Consider the following 17,976-nt stretch of genomic DNA (forward strand, 5'->3'; position numbering starts at 1 on the left):
GGTTCACTGCTGCACGTCCTTGATCAATCCCATACACGAATATGCCAGGTCGGCGACGATTTCGACCGGGACACCCCGGGCCGAGGCGAGCATCCGGATGTGCGCGTGCTCCGGCGCGTCCGCCTCACGCACCAGCACCCGCCACGGCACCCGCCGCAGCAGCACCCGCGTGGTCTCGCCGACACCGGGCTTCACGAGATTCACGCTGGTGATGCCGTACTGCTCCCGCACCTGCTCCACCGATGCCCAGCCGGTCCAGGTGGGCGTCCGGTCGCTCGCGCGGATCGCGGCCACCTCGGCGGGCACCCGATCGCGGATCGCGTCGAAGGCGCCGCTCACGGTGTCCAGCAGGCGCCCGGACACGTCGTCACCGGCCAGTTCGCGGTAGAACTTGGCGCCGTGGAAATCGCCGGGTCCGATCAGCGTGTCGTTCAGAACCGTGCGCGAAACCAGGCCGGAGACAGTCGAATTCAGGCACGCCGAGGCGATCAGGAAGTCGTCGCGGGTGCCGTAGGTGCGCACGCAGTGCCCTGGATCGGCCAGCACCGCCAATTCGTCGTCGAACCGCGGGCCACCGGCGGCGTGGTAGGCGTCCAGCGCTTCGGTCAGTTCGCGGGTGATCGCGCCTTTGCCGGTCCATCCGTCCACGAACACGACCGAGGACGGATCGTGCTGCTCGGCCAGATAGTCCAGCGCGACCGCGTCGATGCCGCGATCCCGCACGATCGACACCGCGTAGTGCGGCACCTCCAGGCTCGGACGCCGCCAACGCAGCCACCGGCGCATGAGAATGCCGACCGGCGTGCCCGCGCGAGCCAGCGACACCAGGACGACGTCCTCGCCGCGTTCGGCGACGACCAGCTCCGACACGGTCGCCACGGCCAGCGCGAGCCGTTCGGCGCTGGCCGCGAGCACCTCGTCGAACAGCGCCCGGTACGACGCGTCGGGCTGATACTCGATCGGCAGCGACTCCGCGTAATGCGCCTTCCCGGCCTGGATCCGCCGTTCCCGCTCGGCGATGTCGGCCTCCAGGTCGACTTCCGACAGATCCTTCAGCAGCCAGGAGACTTCCTCGGCCGCGTAGGAGCCGAATTCCGGTCCGTGCAGCGGGATGGGTAGCGCGCCCACCCTGGTACTGGTCATATCCGGCCCCCGTTCGACTCCACGCGTTCGGCGTACAGCCGCCGCGGATCCGCCTCCGGTAGCACCGCGAGCAGCACGTCGGCCCCGGAAGCGGTCAGTACATCGATCAGCCCGTGTTCGGCCATCAGCTCCGCGGTGTCGGCCGGCGAGTCGACCACGACGACGAGCACCGGATCGGCGGCCGGGCCGTCGCCCTCCACGCCGCTGTCGACGCCGTCGTCGGTGATCGTCACGGCGGCATCGCGGCCCGATGGGGCGGCGACCAGCCCCGCCAAATCGGCCTCGAACAGGTCGAGCGAAGTCACGGGCCACTGCGCGTTGTACAGATAGCGCGGCGCGGCATCGCCCGGCTCGGGTGCGGTGAAGCGAAACCCTCGCCGCAACGGATATCCCGGCTCATCCAGCACGTACGCGGGCGATCGCGTGGTGGTCTGGAAGCGGGTCGGCGTACCCGACTCGGCGAGCAGCGCCGCCAACCGCAGGGGCAGGTACATCAGCTCCTCGTGTCCGAGCACGATGACGGGCCTGCCTGCGAAGTCCGCGTCGAGCCGGACGGTCAAAGCCTCGCCTGCCTCCAGCAGCGCCGCCTCGAACGCGCCGATGTCGGAAGCGAGTACGCCGTGCCTGCCACCCTCTGGAACCGCGTTCGGCCAGGGGAGTTCGACGCGTCCGAACGACCCGAGATGCGCGGCGGTCGGGTTGAGCCGCGGTTCGGGAAGGGCGCCGACCGCGTCGACCAGCCCGTCCGGCAGCGACGCGCGACCGATGCCGAGACAGACCGTGTCGATGCGGGCACCGAGTTCGGCCGCTGCCGCGTCGAATTGGGCGCGATCGGCCTCGGTGCGCAGATCGACCAGTGACGCGAGCACGTAGTGCGCACGGGGCGCGAAGGCGTGCAGCGCGCGCACCGCATCGATCGCCGTCGCGCCGGTGGATATCTCGTCATCGACCAGTATCAGCGGCAGATCGTTGACGAAGATGTCGGCAGGCGCCGGTTGCAGCAGGTGGGAAGTGGCGTGCGAGTGCCCTTCCTCGAAACCGGCGAGTGTCGACGCGTGCGGCACCGCGCGCCGGGTCGAATGCAGGTAGCAGCTCGCGCCGATCCGCGCGGCCACACAATGACCGAGACCCGTTGCGGTCTCGGCGAATCCGAGCACGACGGCTTCGCGCTCACCGAGCGCCGCACGCACCAGATCGCCCAGCTGATCGCCCGCACCGAGCACCACCCGCGGATCGGTCGGCAGATGCTTGCCCAGCACGGTGGAAACCAGCAGGTGCGCCCGGCGCCGATTGTTGTGGCGCACACCCGGCTGCACCAGGGCCGTGATCGGCAAACGCGCCGTGCGCAGCCGGTCCGAGCCGAGTTCGCGCACCGGATCGTGATGCAGGCCTATACCGAGAACCCTTGTCGCCCAGAATGTTTGGTTGTCGCCGAAATCGGTCGCGGTTCGGCTCATACGGTGACCAACGCCGTCAGCAGATCCACGAACGACACTCCCTTGTTCGCCACGCCGAACACCCGTGCGCGCAACAAGGTCTGTCGCGCCCAACTGCGATGCGGCCGCATCTCGTTCATCTTGTTCCGGTAGCCGGAGGCCGCCACGCCGCCGACGTCGTCGCGCAGGATGTCCAGCGCGTCCGAGTACTCCTCGTGCGTCACCACCGACAACGCGTGCACGGCCGCCACGTGGGACGGGTGGATCACCGTCTTGCCCTGGATGCCGTTGGCCCGGTCCAACGTGATCTCCCGCAGCAAACCGTCCAGATCCCGGCTGACCAGGTACTGCCGGAACGGCACCGCGTCGGACTCCTCGAACGGCGCCGTCCGCAGCAGCGGCCGGAACATCCGTTCGTGATCGGCGAAGTACTCCCACACCGGCCCCGTGATGACGAAACCGGTTCCGTCCGCGCGCCCCAGGTAGTTCACGATGTCGGCGATGACGTCGGCCACCACGCGCACGTCGTAGATGGTCAGGTCGCGGTCGCGCCGGATGCCGAAGGTCGAGCACATGTCGGTCGCGCCGACCCGCACCGCGAGCACCCGGTCCCGGTGCGCGGCCAGCAGCGCCGCGATCTGGGTGAGCTCGTAATCACGGGTCTCCCGATGCACCAGCCCCGCCGACTCCAGCACCGGCATCCCGTACAGCGGCCGATCCAGCCGCTGGGCCGCCACGTTCAGCGCGTTGAGGTACTTCGGCCCGGTGACGCTGTCGAACTTCGGGAACACGAACCCGGTCAGCACCTTGGCGCCCGGTCCGAGTTGCTCGATGAGCTCGGTGATCGTGTCCGCGTCGCGCACCCGAACGAACAACAGCGGGTTGGCGTCGTGGCTGCCCGCGAGCAGATCCAGCGCGTCGACGGTCTGCCGCTTGGCGTACTCCACCTCGTGATCGGCCACCGCGTCCTCGAGGTCGATCACCATCGAACACACGCCGTGCTCGGCCCGCCTACCGATCGTCAACGCGAGATCGGGCCTGGTCGCGGGCGCGTACAGCGTCGCACCGAGACCGATCGCGAGCAGCTCGCGGTCGGTGTTGTCGTCGCCGAACGGTTCGGGCTGCCGGTGGAAAAGACGCCTCGCCTCCGGTCCGTGCAACTGCCGGAAGTGGCGCAGCGGCATTCGCTTCCGCAGGGAAACCTCCTGCTGGACGGCGATGCCTGCGGTCATCGTTGCCCCATTCTCATTCTCGTCGTGGTCCTGCTTGTCTTCTCATTCGATCCACTACCCCGGCTATGAATTCGGTGACGGCATCCAGTTCCGCCACATAGGCCCAGTAGTCGGGGTGACGCCCCGACAGTGTTTCGCTGATTCGGTCGATTCGTGCCGCTTGCGCGTCGAGGACCGACCCCCATTCGGCGACCAGCCCGCGGCTCACCGCGAGCATCTGCGCGTCCCGCAGCCGGAATCGTACGGCCTTGGCCTGCTCTTGCGGGTCGGACCGAACCGCACGCAGCAGGCTCAGCCGCTTGGTGACGGCGTCGACTCGCTGCTCGGCCTCGGCGAGGAACCCGCGCGCGGATGTGGTCAGATCAAGTGCAAACTCCGGATTGTTCTCTACCGCCGCCGCACGCGCCCTGCCGAGGGCCGCGTCCGCGGCCTCGATGGCTCGCTGACTTTCCCGCTCATTGTTAGCCAGATCGGCCGAACTCGCAGCATTGAACTCGCGCAGCAGCGCCGAGAACGCCTGCGGAACGCCTTCGGCCCTGGTCCGGACGGCGGCAAGTCGGGTTGTCACGGACGATATCGCGTTGTTCGCGGCCGCCGCCCGAGATGGTGCTTGCGCCAACGCATCCGCCAGCTCGTTGGTGGCCGCCTGCAGATGGTTCGCCGCCTCCCGCACGGTGCCCGCGGACGCACCGGAACCCGCCGCCTCCAGTGTGACCAGCGCCTCATCGACCGCGGCGGCGTGCCTGCGCACCGACGGATAGTCCGCGAACTCCGATTCGGCGGCCCGGCCGCGCACGCCGGCCGCGGCGACCTTCACCTGCTGGGCCAACTGCGGCACCGCGCCGAGTACCGCCACCGCCTCTTCCAGCTTGCCCTGGTCGCCGCGATAGAACTCGTCGACCGCGCGCGCCGCGTCGGCCAGTTGCCGTACCGCTGCGTCGACGCGCTGCCGACCCTGCGGCACCGGCGGACCGCCCTGCTGCGCGGCCTCCAGCTCGGCGCTCAGCGTCAGATACACCTCCGCGGCGCCATAGCAGCTGTGCCGCAACGGTTCCCAGCGCGCGCCCGTACGCCGCTCGGGGAAGATCTGATCGGCGGCGTGCACCGCGGCCTCGGCCGCGCTCTGGCGCCGATCCATGTCGAGGAAAGCCGTCGCCAGCGTCGCGCGGGCATGCTCGATCCACTCGTCGTTCTCCGACGAACGAAACCATCCACGCCTCCGGCCTGCCACGCCCCGATGGTAGGAGATCTTCCTGTTCGCCGGGGGTTACGCGGGTTCCTACGAAAGTTCGCGGAAACCTACTACTGTCGATGGCGTCCCCGGCGATCCGGACATGCTGGGAACCAATGACGGACTATTGAAAGGGAATCCCGCATGGGTGTCAGTTTGTCCAAGGGCGGCAATGTCTCGCTGACCAAGGCGGCGCCTAACCTCACTGCTGTCTCGGTCGGCCTGGGGTGGGATGTGCGGACCACCACCGGCACCGACTTCGACCTCGACGCCAGCGCCATCGCGACCGGCGGGGACAAGAAGGTCCTGTCCGACCAGCACTTCGTCTTCTTCAACAACCTGCGTTCTCCCGAGGGCTCGATCGAGCACGCGGGCGACAACCGGACCGGCGAAGGCGAGGGCGACGACGAGGTCATCAACGTCGACCTGGCGAACACCCCGCCCACGATCGAGAGCATCTTCTTCCCGGTCTCGATCTACGACGCCGACTCCCGGTCGCAGTCTTTCGGCCAGGTCCGCAATGCCTACATCCGTGTCGTGGACCGCAGCAACGGCCAGGAACTCGCCCGCTACGACCTCACCGAGGACGCCTCGACCGAGACCGCCATGGTCTTCGGCGAGCTGTACCGCAACGGCGCGGAGTGGAAGTTCCGCGCGATCGGTCAGGGCTACGCCTCCGGTCTGGCGGGCATCGCCCGTGATTACGGCGTGAACGTCTAAGGAGCACTTCGCCGTTCACAGGGGGCCCGGCGACGGGCCCCCTCGTCGTGCCACCCAGGCATGCCGGCGCCCTGGGAGCAACGTTGGACAACCGGCGATCCAGCAGCCACGCTGGTAGCAAACGTCGCCGCCTCGTTTTCACTCACGAAAGGTCCCAGCGTGGTCCTGCGCATATTCGGCATGTCCCTCGTCGTCACGGTGCTCTCGCTCGTCGTTGCGGTCGTGTACGGCGGACCGACCGCCCTCGCGCTCGCCGCGATCCTCGGCATCCTCGAGGTGTCGCTCTCGTTCGACAATGCCGTGATCAACGCCACCGTCCTGGAACGGATGAGCGCGTTCTGGCAGCGGATCTTCCTCACCGTCGGCGTGCTGATCGCCGTGTTCGGCATGCGGCTGGTCTTCCCGCTGGCGATCGTGTGGATCACCGCGGGGCTGGATCCGGTGCGGGCCTTCGACCTGGCCCTCAACCCGCCCCCGGACGGCGCCCTGACCTTCCCGGACGGCAGCCCGAGCTACGAGAAACTGCTCACCGACGCGCATCCGCAGATCGCGGCGTTCGGCGGTATGTTCCTGGCCCTGCTGTTCCTCAACTTCATTTTCGAGGAACGCGAGATCACCTGGCTGAGCTGGCTGGAGCGGCCGCTGGCCAAGGCGGGCAAACTGGACATGCTCTCCGTGGTGGTCGCGGGTGCGGGCCTGATCCTCACCGCGGAGTTCATCGCCGACGAGGCGCACCGCTCGACCGTGCTGGTCGCGGGCCTGCTCGGCATGATCACCTACATCGCGGTGGACGGGCTCGGCTCCATGTTCCACACCGAGGAGCAGAGCGAAGGGCCGTCGGAGCTGGTCAAGGCCACCGGTAAGGCGGGCTTCTTCCTGTTCCTCTACCTGGAGGTGCTCGACGCGTCGTTCTCCTTCGACGGCGTGATCGGCGCGTTCGCCATCACCTCCGATCCGATCATCATCGCGCTCGGCCTCGGCCTGATCGGCGCCATGTTCGTCCGGTCGATCACGGTGTACCTGGTTCGCAAGGGCACGCTGTCGGAGTACGTCTACCTGGAGCACGGCGCGCACTGGGCGATCGGCGCGCTCGCGGCCATCCTGCTGGTCTCGATCGGCGTGCACATCAACGAGATCGTCACCGGCCTGGTCGGCGTCGCGTTCATCGGCGCGGCATTCATCACCAGCATCGTCCGCAACGGCCGAGCGGACGAGGAGGAACTGGACAGCGAACGGGAACCCACGCCGGTAGGCTGATTCCCGGCAAGCAGCCGAAGACCCGTTGCGGCAGCGGCCCCGTCCCGAGGGACGGCCGCTGCCGCTCTCGTTTCCACAGAGGGGGGATCGCGCCATGGCGATCGACGACAACCCCGGCGGCGTCAACCTGTCCAAGGTGACCCTGTCGAAGGCGACACCGAGCATCAACCTGACCAAGCCGGGTGAGCAGCAGGGCACCATGCGGGTCAACCTGAACTGGTCGAGCGGACCGAGGGGATTCTTCCGCCGCTCCAAGCCGATCGATCTCGACCTCGGCTGTCTCTACGAACTGTCCAACGGCGCCAAGGGCGTCGTCCAGGCGATCGGCGGCAATTTCGGCACGCTGGAGGCCGAGCCCTACATCCGGCTCGACGGCGACGATCGCAGCGGCGCGGCCGCGTCGGGCGAGAACCTGCACATCGACCTCGCGCGGCCCGAGCTGTTCCGGCGCATCCTGATCTTCGCCTTCATCTACGAGGGCGTGCCGAACTGGGCCGCCGCCGACGGCGTGGTGACGCTCTACCCCACATCCGGTCCGCAGGTCGAGGTCCGCCTCGATTCTCCGGTGGACGGCGCCCGCTCGTGCGCCATCGCCCTGCTGCAGAACCAGGGGGCCGGGATCACCGTGCACCGGGAAGTGCACTACGTCAACGGCGCCCAGCGCGAACTCGACCAGGCATACCGGTGGGGCATGCAGTGGCAGGCCGGGCGCAAGTAGGTCACCGCGGTACGGGCACCGGCTGCCGCGCGACGACCGCCGACGCCGCCGGCCTGCGAGCCGCGAACACCAGGCCCACCAGGCCGATGGCGAGTCCGGCGACCGTCAGCGGTCGCAGCGGCTGATCGATCAGCAACCAGGCCAGGATCGCGGTCACGGCGGGCGTCGCGAAGAACAGCTTGCCCACCCTCGTCGCGTCCCACCGGCGCAGCATGGCGTTGAGCAGCAGGAACGCGGCCATGGAGTTGACCAGCACCATCCAGACGAGCGACCCGGCGAACCGGCCCACGTCCGACACGTGCACTTGGCCGGACAGCCAGGTCAGCACCCCGGCGATCGGCGCGCTGATCGCCACGTGCAGCGCCGTGGCCGCCCTGGGATCGACGGTGGGCGTGAATCGCTTCTGATACACGGTGCCGATGCTCAACCCGAGCAGCCCTGCCACGCACAGCAGCAGTCCGGCCAGGGAGAAGTGCGACTGGTCGAACACGGCGAGCGCGACTCCGATGCCGCCGATGCCGAAGCCGAACCACTGCCGCATCGTGACGACTTCGCCGATCAGTCCGGCGCACAGAGCGATGACCACCGGATTCAAGCCCTGTACCAGCGCGATCACCGCCGCCGAGACATGTTCGGCCATCGCCGTGTAGAACGCGCCGAACTGGACCATCTGCATCAGCAGCCCGGCGACGAGCACGTGACGCAATTGGCCTCCCTGCGGCCACGTGACCCGCGCTAGGAGGGCGTAGGCGGTGAGCAGCACTCCCGCGACGGCAAAGCGCACGAACAGCACCAATAGCGGCGGGGCGGCGCCGACCCCGATCACCCCTGCGATGAACGCACTACTCCACAACAAGACGAACAGCGGCTGCGCGGCCACCATCGCGAATCGGCTCTGCACGGACCCTCCTCGACTAACCACCTTGGGTGGTTATCACAGTGGCATCCGGTCCAATAACCTGTCAAGGCGGTTACTATGAGAAGGTGTTCACCTTCGTGAGCGGCAACCTCGCCCTGGACTTCGCCGGTACCGTCATGGGGCGCTCGACCAGGTTCGAGGACGTCCTCTCCACACCCGCGGCGCTGGCCGACTGGATCGTCGCCGCGGACCTGCTCGACAGCCCGCCAACCGGCGACGCGGACACCCTCGCGCGGGCAGTGCGCTTGCGTGAGGCGGCCTATCGCATCGCGCTGGCCACCGCCCGCGAAACCGCCTTCGACGACGGCGATCGCCGGACCGTCAACGAATTCGCCGAGGGCGCCCCGCCCTCGATCAGCCTGCGCGCCGACGGCACGGTCGTCCGCTCCGGCGACGCGGACGCGGCTTTGGCCGCCGTCGCACGTTCCGCGATCGAGTTACTGGGCAGCCGGGCGCTCGTCAAGGAGTGCGGTCGCCCCGTGTGCACGCGGCTGTATGTGGACACTTCCCGCGGCGGCACGCGCCGGTGGTGCGACATGACCCTGTGCGGCAACCGTGCCAAAAGCGCGGCCTTTCGAGCCCGGCACAGTGGGCCTTAGACCACCGGAACCAGATCGCGGGGGTCGGACCGTGTGACCCGGGGCGTCATCGACCGATTTCCACGCGGCGCCGCCCACAGGAATACGAAGAAGAACACGATCAGCAGGCTCGCGCGCCCCCACACACCGAATTGGACGATGTGCTCCATCAGCTCGACCGACTTGCCCGTACCCATCGAGTAGAAGTAGCGGAACACCCCGATCCCGATGGCCGCGTCGGCGACGAGATAGCCGCCGACCAACCACCAGGGGATCTCGAGCAGCACCAGGAACGGCACCAGCCAGAGGGTGTACTGCGGGGAATGCACCTTGTGGAACAACAGGAATCCACACAGCATCGCGCCGCTCACACCGATCCACGGGAACACGCCGGTCGCCGAATAGCGCCGCCAGCCGAGCCACATGGCGAGCGCGAACGCCGCGAGCACCAGCAACGGGGAGGCGACCGAGACCAGTTGCTGGAACGCCGCCTCGCTGCGCGCATCGGGACCGAACATCGGCCGAAGTCCCCAATACCAGATCGAATTCGTGGTGATGTCGGCCTGACGCAACTGCTGGAAGGTGATGGACGCGCGCCAGCCTTCGTAACCCACCAGCGCGAACGGCAGGTTCACCACTACCACGGTGCCGATCGCCGCGCCCGCGGTGAGCAGAGCGCCACGGACGTCCGGTCCGCGATCGCCGGCTTCCGCGTCGCGCTCGCCACCGCCGGTGAGCACGTACGCAAGCAAGGGCAACACGAAGATCCCCGGGTACAGCTTGAGGCAGAACCCGAGCCCGAGCAGCACCGCGGCCACGATGCCCCTGGTACGCACCGAGTAGCGGGTCAACGCAGTCATCACGTAGACGGCCGCCACCGCCGTGCACACCACCGGAAGCTCCCAGTTGTGGAAGGCATAGAGCACCAGCGGCGGTCCGGCCGCCCACAGCAGGGCCGCGCCCCCGGCCAGGCGAGCCAGCATCCACGCGGTCAGCAACGCGAAGGGCGCCAGCAGCAGCGCCGAGTACCGCAGGAAATCGGCGTCGTTGTGTGCGCCCACCGCGCCGAGCCACATCAGCACACCGCTGAGCACCGGATATTCCACCGCGCCGCCGACCAACGCCCCGTCGTCGGTGATGCCGCCGGTCACATAGGGAAAGACGTGCTCGTTGATGTCTCGGCCGAGCCAGAGGAATTGGATATCGGAATAGCAGACGTCCGAATCCTTGATCACATCGAAAACCGTGCTGCGCCCGTCCCGGTCGAACGGCGCACCCGCGCAACGCGCCTTGTTCGCGTACGCCAGCGCGAGGACGAGACCGCAGAGCAGCACCACCACCACGGCGAACGCCGCGCGGCGTCGCACGCCACCCGCGGGCAGGTCGCTGGCGGCGAGTCCGGTCGGCATGGATCCACCCTAAGCGGACGGTCGGGGCCGTGCCGCCATTCCCCTTCCTACCGACGCGAACGCGCGGGCCGAACGTGCGCGCCGGGGCGGCTCGCCGGGGCGATTTCACTGCTCAGGTGCCGCTCATGTAGCCTGTTCGGGTTGCTGACGCAACGACCCTCCTGCCACGGACCGTCCGTGGCCGTTTCCTAGTCCACAGGAGGTGATTGGTCCGTGCGTCATTACGAAGTGATGGTCATCCTCGATCCGAGCCTGGACGAGCGCACTGTTGGTCCGTCGCTGGACAACCTGCTCAGTGTCGTTCGCACCGAGGGCGGCAAGATCGACAAGGTCGACATCTGGGGCCGCCGCAGGCTCGCCTACGAGATCGCCAAGCACGCCGAGGGCATCTACGCCGTGGTCGACCTGACCGCCGAGCCCGCCACCGTGAGCGAGCTCGACCGCCAGCTCGGTCTCAACGAGTCGGTGCTGCGCACCAAGGTTCTGCGCCACGACAAGTAGTCCGGCAACCCTCGTTTGCGTCGGAGCCTGTGCCTAGGCTCTAGCGCAACAGCGAGACGCGGACTGCACACCGAGCAGGAGGAACCACATGGCAGGCGACACGGTCATCACCGTCATCGGAAATCTGACGGCCGACCCGGAGCTTCGATTCACACCGGCGGGACAGGCGGTGGCGAATTTCACCGTCGCGTCGACTCCCCGTGTGTTCGACCGTAATTCGAACGAATGGAAAGACGGCGAAGCGCTGTTCCTGCGCTGCAATATCTGGCGCGAGGCCGCGGAGAATGTCGCCGAAAGCCTGACCAGGGGTTCCCGTGTCATCGTGAGCGGACGGCTCAAGCAGCGCTCCTACGAAACCCGCGAGGGTGAGAAGCGCACGGTCGTCGAGCTCGAGGTCGACGAGGTCGGTCCCTCGCTGCGCTACGCCACCGCGAAGGTCAACAAGACCAGCCGCGGCAGCGGTGGCGGGGGCTTCGGGTCCGGGTCCGGCGGCGGTGGCGGCTACGCCTCCTCCGGTGGTGGCGGTGGGCGTTCCGGCGGTGCCGAGGACGACCCTTGGGGCAGTGCGCCCGCGGCAGGCTCCTTCGGGGGCAACAGCCGCATGGATGACGAACCGCCGTTCTGAGAACGGCCACAACGGCCCGCACGAATTCGGGCCATCACTGATTACGGAGTACAAGACCATGCCTAAAGCGCCCGCGCGCGAAAAGGTGCTGAAGAAGAAGGCTTGCTCGTTCTGCAAGGAGAGCAAGACCGGAACCGTCACGATCGATTACAAGGACACGGCGTTGCTGCGCAAGTACGTCAGCGACCGCGGCAAGATCCGCGCCCGCCGCGTCACCGGCAACTGCGTGCAGCACCAGCGTGATGTCGCGGTTGCGGTCAAGAACTCGCGTGAGGTCGCGCTGCTGCCTTACGTGTCGACGGCTCGCTGAGAAAGGGAGGCACGCCAATGAAGTTGATTCTTACCGCTGATGTGGACAACCTCGGTGCCCCCGGCGACACCGTTGAGGTCAAGGACGGCTACGGCCGCAACTACCTCCTGCCGCGTGGCCTGGCGATCCCGGCCAGCCGTGGCGCGCAGAAGCAGGTCGAGGGCATTCGCCGGGCGCAGGAAGCCCGCCGGGTCCGCGACCTGGACCACGCCAACGAGCTGAAGCAGGCCATCGAGAACCTGGAGTCGGTCTCGCTGGCGGTGAAGACCGCGGGCACCGGCAAGCTGTTCGGCTCGGTGACCCAGTCGGACGTCGCGGCGGCCGTCAAGGCGGCGGGTGGCCCCGTCGTCGACAAGCGCAGCATCGAGCTGCCGAAGGCGCACATCAAGTCGACCGGCAAGCACGCCATTCTGGTGCACCTGCACCCGGACGTGGCGGCGAAGTTCGACCTCACGGTCACCGCCGCCTGATTCCAGGCATCGCGTCGAGGACCACTCCCGTCCGTTCACGGGAGTGGTCCTCGGTCATGCTCTGCTGCCGCGAGCCGATTTGTAGCTGACTATTTGCCGAATGATCGAGCGCGTCATTGGGGACAATCTGGACCGCACCGCACACCGCGACGACGCCTGATCTACCCAGCCTGTGGATTATTGTCGAACCGACCGTCCGCAATGTGATTCAGGCCATATGCAGCTCACGTGCTGTTAACCCAACACGCCCGGCTGTTCAACTCGGCCGACACGCCGGTACTTCATTAATCCACACCTGGAAGAACGCGGAAGTCCATATCTATCTGCGTATTTGACCCCGCCGACCTGGGTTTTCCCCAAGTTGTACACAGGGGGTGCACACGGTTGGGTGAACTTTCCCCAAGTTATCCACAGCTGTGTGCACAGCGCGGTTTGGCGCACACCCAGCGGGTCGCCTAGGTTCGTCGCATCGCTGCGCGCGGGCCGCTCCCGAGTGCGCGCACGGACCGGTGCCGCGGCGGTAGCTGGAGCCCTGGTCAACGGCTTTTCCGAACGTGTCGGTGCCCGGGAGTAAAACGAGTCGACAGGGTGCATCCCGGTCGTGGGGTAGAGAGGACGGTCGAGTCTGGTGACAGCCACCGATGACCGCGGGCACACGGACTTCCCGCCCGAACCCCCCGGCGAGGACTTCGGCCGCCAGCCTCCGCACGACATGGCGGCCGAGCAGTCGGTGCTCGGCGGCATGCTGTTGAGCAAGGACGCCATCGCCGACGTCGTCGAGGCGATTCGGCCCGGCGATTTCTACCGTCCCGCCCATCAGGCCATCTACGACACGATCCTGGATCTCTACGGGCGCGGCGAACCCGCCGACCCGGTGACCGTCGCCGCGGGCCTGGACCGCCGTGGCGAGCTCAAGCGCATCGGCGGCGCGCCCTATCTGGTCACGCTCACCCAGACCGTGCCGACCGCGGCCAACGCGGGCTACTACGCCGAAATCGTGGCCGAGAAGGCCATTTTGCGCCGCCTGGTCGAGGCGGGCACCCGCATCGTCCAGTACGGCTACGCGGGCGCCGACGGCCAGGATGTCGCCGAGGTCGTCGACCGCGCCCAAGCCGAGGTCTACGAGGTCACCGAACGCCGCACCAGCGAAGACTTCCTCCCACTCGAAGAACTGCTCCAGCCGACGATGGACGAAATCGACTCCATCGCCAGCCGCGGCGGCATCTCCCTCGGCGTCCCCACCGGTTTCACCGAACTCGACGAAATCACCAATGGCCTGCACCCGGGTCAGATGATCATCGTCGCGGCCAGGCCTGGCGTGGGCAAATCGACCCTGGGAATGGATTTCATGCGTAGCTGCTCGATCAAGCATGGCTTGGCGAGCGTCATCTTCTCCTTGGAGATGAGTCGTACCGAGATCGTCATGCGGCTGTTGTCGGCGGAGGCGAAGATCAAGCTCGGGGATATGCGGTCCGGGCGGATGAGCGACGACGACTGGACCAAGTTGGCACGGCGGATGAGTGAGATCAGCGAGGCGCCGCTGTTCGTGGACGATTCGCCGAACCTGACGATGATGGAGATCCGCGCCAAAGCGCGGCGGCTCAAGCAGCGCCACGATTTGAAACTCGTGGTCGTGGATTACCTCCAGCTGATGACGTCCGGCAAAAAGGTCGAATCCCGTCAGCAGGAAGTCTCGGACTTCTCCCGTAATCTGAAACTGCTGGCCAAGGAACTCGAAGTGCCGGTGGTCGCGATCAGCCAGCTCAACCGCGGTCCCGAACAGCGAACCGACAAGCGCCCCATGGTGTCCGATCTCCGCGAGTCGGGATCTTTGGAACAAGATGCGGATATGGTCATCCTGCTGCACCGTCCCGACGCTTTCGAGCGCGACGACCCGCGCGGCGGCGAGGCCGACCTGATTCTCGGTAAACACCGTAACGGCCCCACCGCGACGATCACCGTCGCCCACCAATTGCATTTGTCGCGGTTCGTGGATATGGCGCGCGGCTGAGTCCGGAGGAGGCTGGGCTCAAGTACCGTACGGCTGTGGGTCTTCGCCAGTCGGCTCACTCAGGGTGTCCTGTGCCAGCCACGGCATCCGGTCGATCAGGCGATCACGGAGTTCGACCAGATTCGCGATGCGCCGATTGAGCTCGGCGAACCGTGGTGGCGCTACGGATGCGTACCCGTTGGGGCACCGCGGCTCGAACGGGAATGTCTGGGGCAGATCACGGTCGAGGTACGGCACGAACGCGCGGACATCGTCGACGGTGAAGCCGGCATCGAGTAGTTCCCGGATGTTCTGTACCCGCTTGACCGCCTCTTCGTCGTAGCGGCGGTAACCCGAACTGGTGCGCTCACAGGTGAGCAGTCCCCGTTCTTCGTAGAAGCGCAGGGCACGCGTGGTCGTTCCGGTCCGCTCCGCCAGTTCACCGATCAGCATTGTCCTGTCCTTCCCGTGGTGACTGTTCAACGCGTGAGCCGCACAACTACTTTCCCGGTGTAGCGTCCTCGCACCAGGTCGAGCAGTGCTTGTGGAGCGTTTTCCAGCCCATCGACGACATTCTCGGTGTGCCGCAACGAACCCTCGGCGAGCCACTGGCGTAACCGCCGTCCGAATTCCGGCGCGAGATCCAGATGGTCGAGGGCGGTGAATCCACGCAGTGTGATTCGCTTCCCGATCACCGGCAGCAGGTCCCCGGGCCCGCCATCGGGCGCCCCGCCTGCCCGCTGCCGGGCGAGCGCGCCGCACAGGGCGATTCGTCCGCCGACGTTCATCGCCTCGATCGCGGCACGCAGTTGCGCGCCGCCGACATTGTCGAAATAGACGTCGATCCCTTCCGGCGCGGCCGCCCGGAACCGGTCGGCCAGCGGCTGATCGTGATAGTCGAACGCTGTGTCGAAGCCGAGCTCCTCGGTGACGTAGCGCGCCTTCCGCGGTGATCCCACGCTCCCGACGACTCGCCCGGCACCGAGCAGTCGCGCGAGCTGGCCCGCCAGGCTACCGGTAGCTCCGGCGGCACTGGACACCAGAACGGTCTCACCCTCGCGTAACCCCGCGACCACGGTCAGCCCCACATACGCGACCAATCCGAAACCGAGATACGTCGACGGCGACGGATACGCCTGTGCGTCGACGACCCGAACACTGTCGGCGTCCGCGATGGCGTACTCGCGCCACCCGTGTTGGTGCAGCACCAACGCTCCCTCCAGCACATGCTGGTCAGCGGACACGACGACCTCACCGATCGCGCCACCGGACATCACTTCGCCGACGGCGAAGGCGGGCATCGGGATTTCGGGATACGCGCCGATTTGCATCAGCATTCCCGGATCGAGCGACATGTACAGGTTGCGGATCAACACTTGACCCGGTGCGGGATCGGGCACCGCCTCTTCGATCAGCCGGAAGTCCGGCAATGCAGGCAATCCGTTCGGTCGCGCGGCCAGCTGGATCGCTCGGGAGGTTCGCGTCACAGTCGTCATGCCCCGACGCTAAGGATTGACGTATACGTAAAGGTCAAGCAGCAACCAGGCGCAAGGGGACGCTTCGGAGTTCGAACCCTTCCATCCGGCACTAAGTAACGATCAGGGCCCCTACCACGACGTCCTCGGTGACGTATGGCCCGTCGGGGGGCTTGTCCGTCCACTTTGTCGGTGTATGGAATGGGAAATCAGGACATGGCTCTTCGCGAGTTCTTCGCGCGGCATCGCATCGCGTCGGCGGTTGCCGCTCCGGCGGTGCTGGGCGTGGCGGCGGTGGTCGCCACCTCGTTGGCGTTGACGTCGACGCCGGAAACCAGGGAAACCCAGCTCACGACCTCCGTCACGGAATGCCGCGACATGGTCACCATCTCGGTGGCCGGTCGCAACGACACTCCGGTGGAGGGGACCACCAGGATGCTGGTGGATGCCAACGGCAACCCGTTGCCCGCCGCGCTGTCGGGTGATCACAGCAGTGAGTGGGTCGATCCGGTCGTCAACGCACCGGCCGACGACGTCGATCCGGACGCGTACGCCGCGGTCTACATCGCCTATCCGGCGAATATGTCCACCTACGAGGACGCTGTCAACGCCGGTGTCGCGAACACCGAGCGGGTGATGCGGGAGATCGCCCAGGCGTGCCCCGACACCAAGTTCTCGATCGTCGGCTACAGCGAGGGCGCCGACGTCGTCCGCCGCGTCGCGATGCAGATCGGCCATCAGGAACCCGGCCAGGACGGCGCGTACGGGATCGTCGATCCGGACGACGTCGTCGGCGTCGTCATCCTCGCCGACTCGGGTCGCTCGGCGGGGGACGGGCCGTTCCCCGGATCGAAGGACCCGTTCAGCAACCCGGACGGCTTCGACCAGCAATATCAGAACGGCACGAACGCGGTTCCCGGGCAGGGCGCGGTGCGCGGCACCAGCGGTGACTTCGGCGCGCTGAACGGCAAGATCGCATCGTTCTGCTCCGACGGCGATCTCACCTGCTCGGCGCCGCAGAACATCTCCTTGCTGCAATTGGTGGTCAATGTCGGCAGGCAGTTGAACGTGGACGCGCTCGAGCGCGACGGGCTCACGCCCGCGACCGGGCAGGACGTCGCCGTGGTCCTCGGCCGGATCGCGATGGCGGCGTTCGCGGACATCCAGTCGCAGCCGAACTGGATGCAGAGCGACGAGACCTTCCTGCAGGTGCTGCTGCGGGTGTCGGACCCGGCGTACAAGCCGGGTGAGAAGAAGGCGCCGGTGCAGGCGGATTCCATTGCCACGAACGACATGTCGCCGCTGGCCTACCTGCCGCAGAAGGTGCTCAACGAGATCGTCGGGCTCATCGTGACGAACCAGAACACGATCCCGGTCATCCTCAGCGACCCGTACAACCTCACGCTGGGCCCGGACCACACCGGTCACCACTTCGACTACTGGGACGACGCGGACCCCGCCGCGGGCAAGCCGCTGACCTCGGCGGAGTACGCGGCCGCGTGGCTCACCCATCTGGCGAAGCAGGCGCAGGCCGGTAAGCAGGTCGACCCGACGTCCAAGCCGCAGGAGGCGGACCTGGCCGCCGCGTACAAGGCGGCGGAGACCACCTCGGCGGCTCCGACGACCGAACCCGCCAAGAGCTCGACCACGGCACCGAAGCCGACCAGCGCCGCCCCTACGACGACCGGCACCACGGACCGGCCGACGACGACGGCGCCGACCTCGACCACCACCTCGGCGCCGGTGGTCACCACCACCACGCCCGCGCCTGCTCCGGTCGCGGCGCCGGTCGAGACGACGAAGCCGACCACCACCACCGAATCGGCCACGACGACAACGCACTCCGCGGCGCCGACCACCACCGCGACCACGAAGGCGTCGAACTGATCGACCCGCGGGGGGGGGGGGGCCGCCCGGGGCGGGGTGTGGGCCCCCGGCGGCAGAGAGGACAAAAAAACCCCC

The 17,976-nt window shown here is 67.4% G+C and carries 18 protein-coding genes; 10 read left to right on the forward strand and 8 right to left on the reverse strand.

All coding sequences use genetic code 11. The features are described from left to right. Positions 1–3: 3 nt before the first annotated feature. The 4 genes from ACWEH3_RS08005 to ACWEH3_RS08020 are packed head-to-tail and all read right to left on the reverse strand — an operon-like array spanning position 4 to position 5,042. Positions 4–1,143 (reverse strand): cysteine protease StiP family protein, encoded by a 1,140-nt coding sequence (locus tag ACWEH3_RS08005; RefSeq protein WP_450019050.1) that lies wholly within the window; start codon positions 1,141–1,143, stop codon positions 4–6. Beyond that, positions 1,140–2,600 carry a phosphoribosyltransferase domain-containing protein gene (locus ACWEH3_RS08010; RefSeq protein WP_450019052.1) on the reverse strand — a complete coding sequence of 487 codons (1,461 nt, stop codon included), beginning with the start codon at positions 2,598–2,600 and terminating at the stop codon, positions 1,140–1,142. The genes ACWEH3_RS08005 and ACWEH3_RS08010 overlap by 4 nt, the downstream gene beginning before the upstream one ends. Further along, positions 2,597–3,811, reverse strand: coding sequence for an HpcH/HpaI aldolase/citrate lyase family protein (locus tag ACWEH3_RS08015; RefSeq protein ID WP_450019054.1), 1,215 nt, complete (start codon positions 3,809–3,811; stop codon positions 2,597–2,599). The genes ACWEH3_RS08010 and ACWEH3_RS08015 overlap by 4 nt, the downstream gene beginning before the upstream one ends. A 13-nt stretch (positions 3,812–3,824) precedes the next feature. Continuing rightward, entirely contained in the window at positions 3,825–5,042 is a 1,218-nt protein-coding gene (locus ACWEH3_RS08020) for a hypothetical protein (protein WP_450019055.1), read from the reverse strand. Positions 5,043–5,186: 144 nt separating this feature from the next. Between ACWEH3_RS08020 and ACWEH3_RS08025 the strand changes: the two genes are divergently transcribed. From ACWEH3_RS08025 to ACWEH3_RS08035, 3 genes are all read left to right on the forward strand, one after another. After that, positions 5,187–5,762 (forward strand): TerD family protein, encoded by a 576-nt coding sequence (locus tag ACWEH3_RS08025; RefSeq protein WP_450019057.1) that lies wholly within the window; start codon positions 5,187–5,189, stop codon positions 5,760–5,762. A gap of 159 nt (positions 5,763–5,921) precedes the next feature. Next, entirely contained in the window at positions 5,922–7,019 is a 1,098-nt protein-coding gene (locus ACWEH3_RS08030) for a DUF475 domain-containing protein (RefSeq protein WP_379249487.1), read from the forward strand. Positions 7,020–7,113: 94 nt separating this feature from the next. Then, positions 7,114–7,737 (forward strand): TerD family protein, encoded by a 624-nt coding sequence (locus ACWEH3_RS08035; protein ID WP_450019059.1) that lies wholly within the window; start codon positions 7,114–7,116, stop codon positions 7,735–7,737. Position 7,738: 1 nt separating this feature from the next. On the opposite strand, the gene ACWEH3_RS08040 is transcribed toward ACWEH3_RS08035, so the two are convergent. Further along, entirely contained in the window at positions 7,739–8,638 is a 900-nt protein-coding gene (locus tag ACWEH3_RS08040; RefSeq protein ID WP_450019061.1) for a DMT family transporter, read from the reverse strand. Between the two features lie 83 nt (positions 8,639–8,721). On the opposite strand from ACWEH3_RS08040, the gene ACWEH3_RS08045 reads away from it, so the two are divergent. Beyond that, a complete protein-coding gene (locus ACWEH3_RS08045; protein WP_450019063.1) occupies positions 8,722–9,255 on the forward strand; it encodes a CGNR zinc finger domain-containing protein in 534 nt (177 codons plus the stop codon). On the opposite strand, the gene ACWEH3_RS08050 is transcribed toward ACWEH3_RS08045, so the two are convergent. Continuing rightward, entirely contained in the window at positions 9,252–10,643 is a 1,392-nt protein-coding gene (locus tag ACWEH3_RS08050; RefSeq protein ID WP_450019065.1) for a hypothetical protein, read from the reverse strand. The two genes, ACWEH3_RS08045 and ACWEH3_RS08050, sit on opposite strands and share 4 nt — an antisense overlap. Before the next feature lie 213 nt (positions 10,644–10,856). On the opposite strand from ACWEH3_RS08050, the gene rpsF reads away from it, so the two are divergent. The 5 genes from rpsF (at position 10,857) to dnaB (ending at position 14,560) form a co-directional block, all read left to right on the forward strand. Beyond that, positions 10,857–11,144: a 30S ribosomal protein S6 gene (gene rpsF / locus ACWEH3_RS08055; protein ID WP_039803204.1), complete on the forward strand. Its 288-nt coding sequence runs from the start codon at positions 10,857–10,859 to the stop codon at positions 11,142–11,144. An 88-nt stretch (positions 11,145–11,232) separates the two neighbouring features. Continuing rightward, the gene (locus ACWEH3_RS08060) at positions 11,233–11,769 is read left to right on the forward strand and encodes a single-stranded DNA-binding protein (RefSeq protein WP_039803206.1); all 537 of its coding nucleotides are present in this window, start codon (positions 11,233–11,235) and stop codon (positions 11,767–11,769) included. Between the two features lie 58 nt (positions 11,770–11,827). Beyond that, positions 11,828–12,079 carry a 30S ribosomal protein S18 gene (gene rpsR / locus ACWEH3_RS08065; protein WP_043700357.1) on the forward strand — a complete coding sequence of 84 codons (252 nt, stop codon included), beginning with the start codon at positions 11,828–11,830 and terminating at the stop codon, positions 12,077–12,079. 17 nt (positions 12,080–12,096) lie between these two features. Beyond that, positions 12,097–12,549: a 50S ribosomal protein L9 gene (rplI, locus tag ACWEH3_RS08070; RefSeq protein WP_450019067.1), complete on the forward strand. Its 453-nt coding sequence runs from the start codon at positions 12,097–12,099 to the stop codon at positions 12,547–12,549. A gap of 628 nt (positions 12,550–13,177) precedes the next feature. Further along, positions 13,178–14,560 carry a replicative DNA helicase gene (gene dnaB / locus ACWEH3_RS08075; RefSeq protein ID WP_450019069.1) on the forward strand — a complete coding sequence of 461 codons (1,383 nt, stop codon included), beginning with the start codon at positions 13,178–13,180 and terminating at the stop codon, positions 14,558–14,560. An 18-nt stretch (positions 14,561–14,578) separates the two neighbouring features. Here the strand turns inward: dnaB and ACWEH3_RS08080 are convergent, their stop codons facing one another. Further along, positions 14,579–14,992 (reverse strand): MerR family transcriptional regulator, encoded by a 414-nt coding sequence (locus ACWEH3_RS08080; protein ID WP_450019071.1) that lies wholly within the window; start codon positions 14,990–14,992, stop codon positions 14,579–14,581. Positions 14,993–15,018: 26 nt separating this feature from the next. Beyond that, positions 15,019–16,035, reverse strand: coding sequence for an NADP-dependent oxidoreductase (locus tag ACWEH3_RS08085; RefSeq protein ID WP_450019073.1), 1,017 nt, complete (start codon positions 16,033–16,035; stop codon positions 15,019–15,021). A 195-nt stretch (positions 16,036–16,230) separates the two neighbouring features. Here ACWEH3_RS08085 and ACWEH3_RS08090 point away from each other — a divergent pair, with 195 nt between their 5' ends. Continuing rightward, positions 16,231–17,901 carry a cutinase family protein gene (locus tag ACWEH3_RS08090; RefSeq protein ID WP_450019075.1) on the forward strand — a complete coding sequence of 557 codons (1,671 nt, stop codon included), beginning with the start codon at positions 16,231–16,233 and terminating at the stop codon, positions 17,899–17,901. The last annotated feature ends 75 nt before the right edge of the window (positions 17,902–17,976 follow it).

The organism is Nocardia sp. NPDC004718 (genome assembly GCF_053601535.1).

Bases quoted from the DNA above. Each gene is read 5' to 3' on its own strand.
- ACWEH3_RS08060 (WP_039803206.1), top strand. From the start codon at position 11,233: ATGGCAGGCGACACGGTCATCACCGTCATCGGAAATCTGACGGCCGAC.
- rplI (WP_450019067.1), top strand. From the start codon at position 12,097: ATGAAGTTGATTCTTACCGCTGATGTGGACAACCTCGGTGCCCCCGGC.
- ACWEH3_RS08090 (WP_450019075.1), top strand. From the start codon at position 16,231: ATGGCTCTTCGCGAGTTCTTCGCGCGGCATCGCATCGCGTCGGCGGTT.
- rpsR (WP_043700357.1), top strand. From the start codon at position 11,828: ATGCCTAAAGCGCCCGCGCGCGAAAAGGTGCTGAAGAAGAAGGCTTGC.
- ACWEH3_RS08005 (WP_450019050.1), bottom strand. From the start codon at position 1,143: ATGACCAGTACCAGGGTGGGCGCGCTACCCATCCCGCTGCACGGACCG.
- ACWEH3_RS08050 (WP_450019065.1), bottom strand. From the start codon at position 10,643: ATGCCGACCGGACTCGCCGCCAGCGACCTGCCCGCGGGTGGCGTGCGA.
- ACWEH3_RS08015 (WP_450019054.1), bottom strand. From the start codon at position 3,811: ATGACCGCAGGCATCGCCGTCCAGCAGGAGGTTTCCCTGCGGAAGCGA.
- ACWEH3_RS08085 (WP_450019073.1), bottom strand. From the start codon at position 16,035: ATGACGACTGTGACGCGAACCTCCCGAGCGATCCAGCTGGCCGCGCGA.
- ACWEH3_RS08010 (WP_450019052.1), bottom strand. From the start codon at position 2,600: ATGAGCCGAACCGCGACCGATTTCGGCGACAACCAAACATTCTGGGCG.
- ACWEH3_RS08080 (WP_450019071.1), bottom strand. From the start codon at position 14,992: ATGCTGATCGGTGAACTGGCGGAGCGGACCGGAACGACCACGCGTGCC.
- ACWEH3_RS08025 (WP_450019057.1), top strand. From the start codon at position 5,187: ATGGGTGTCAGTTTGTCCAAGGGCGGCAATGTCTCGCTGACCAAGGCG.
- ACWEH3_RS08035 (WP_450019059.1), top strand. From the start codon at position 7,114: ATGGCGATCGACGACAACCCCGGCGGCGTCAACCTGTCCAAGGTGACC.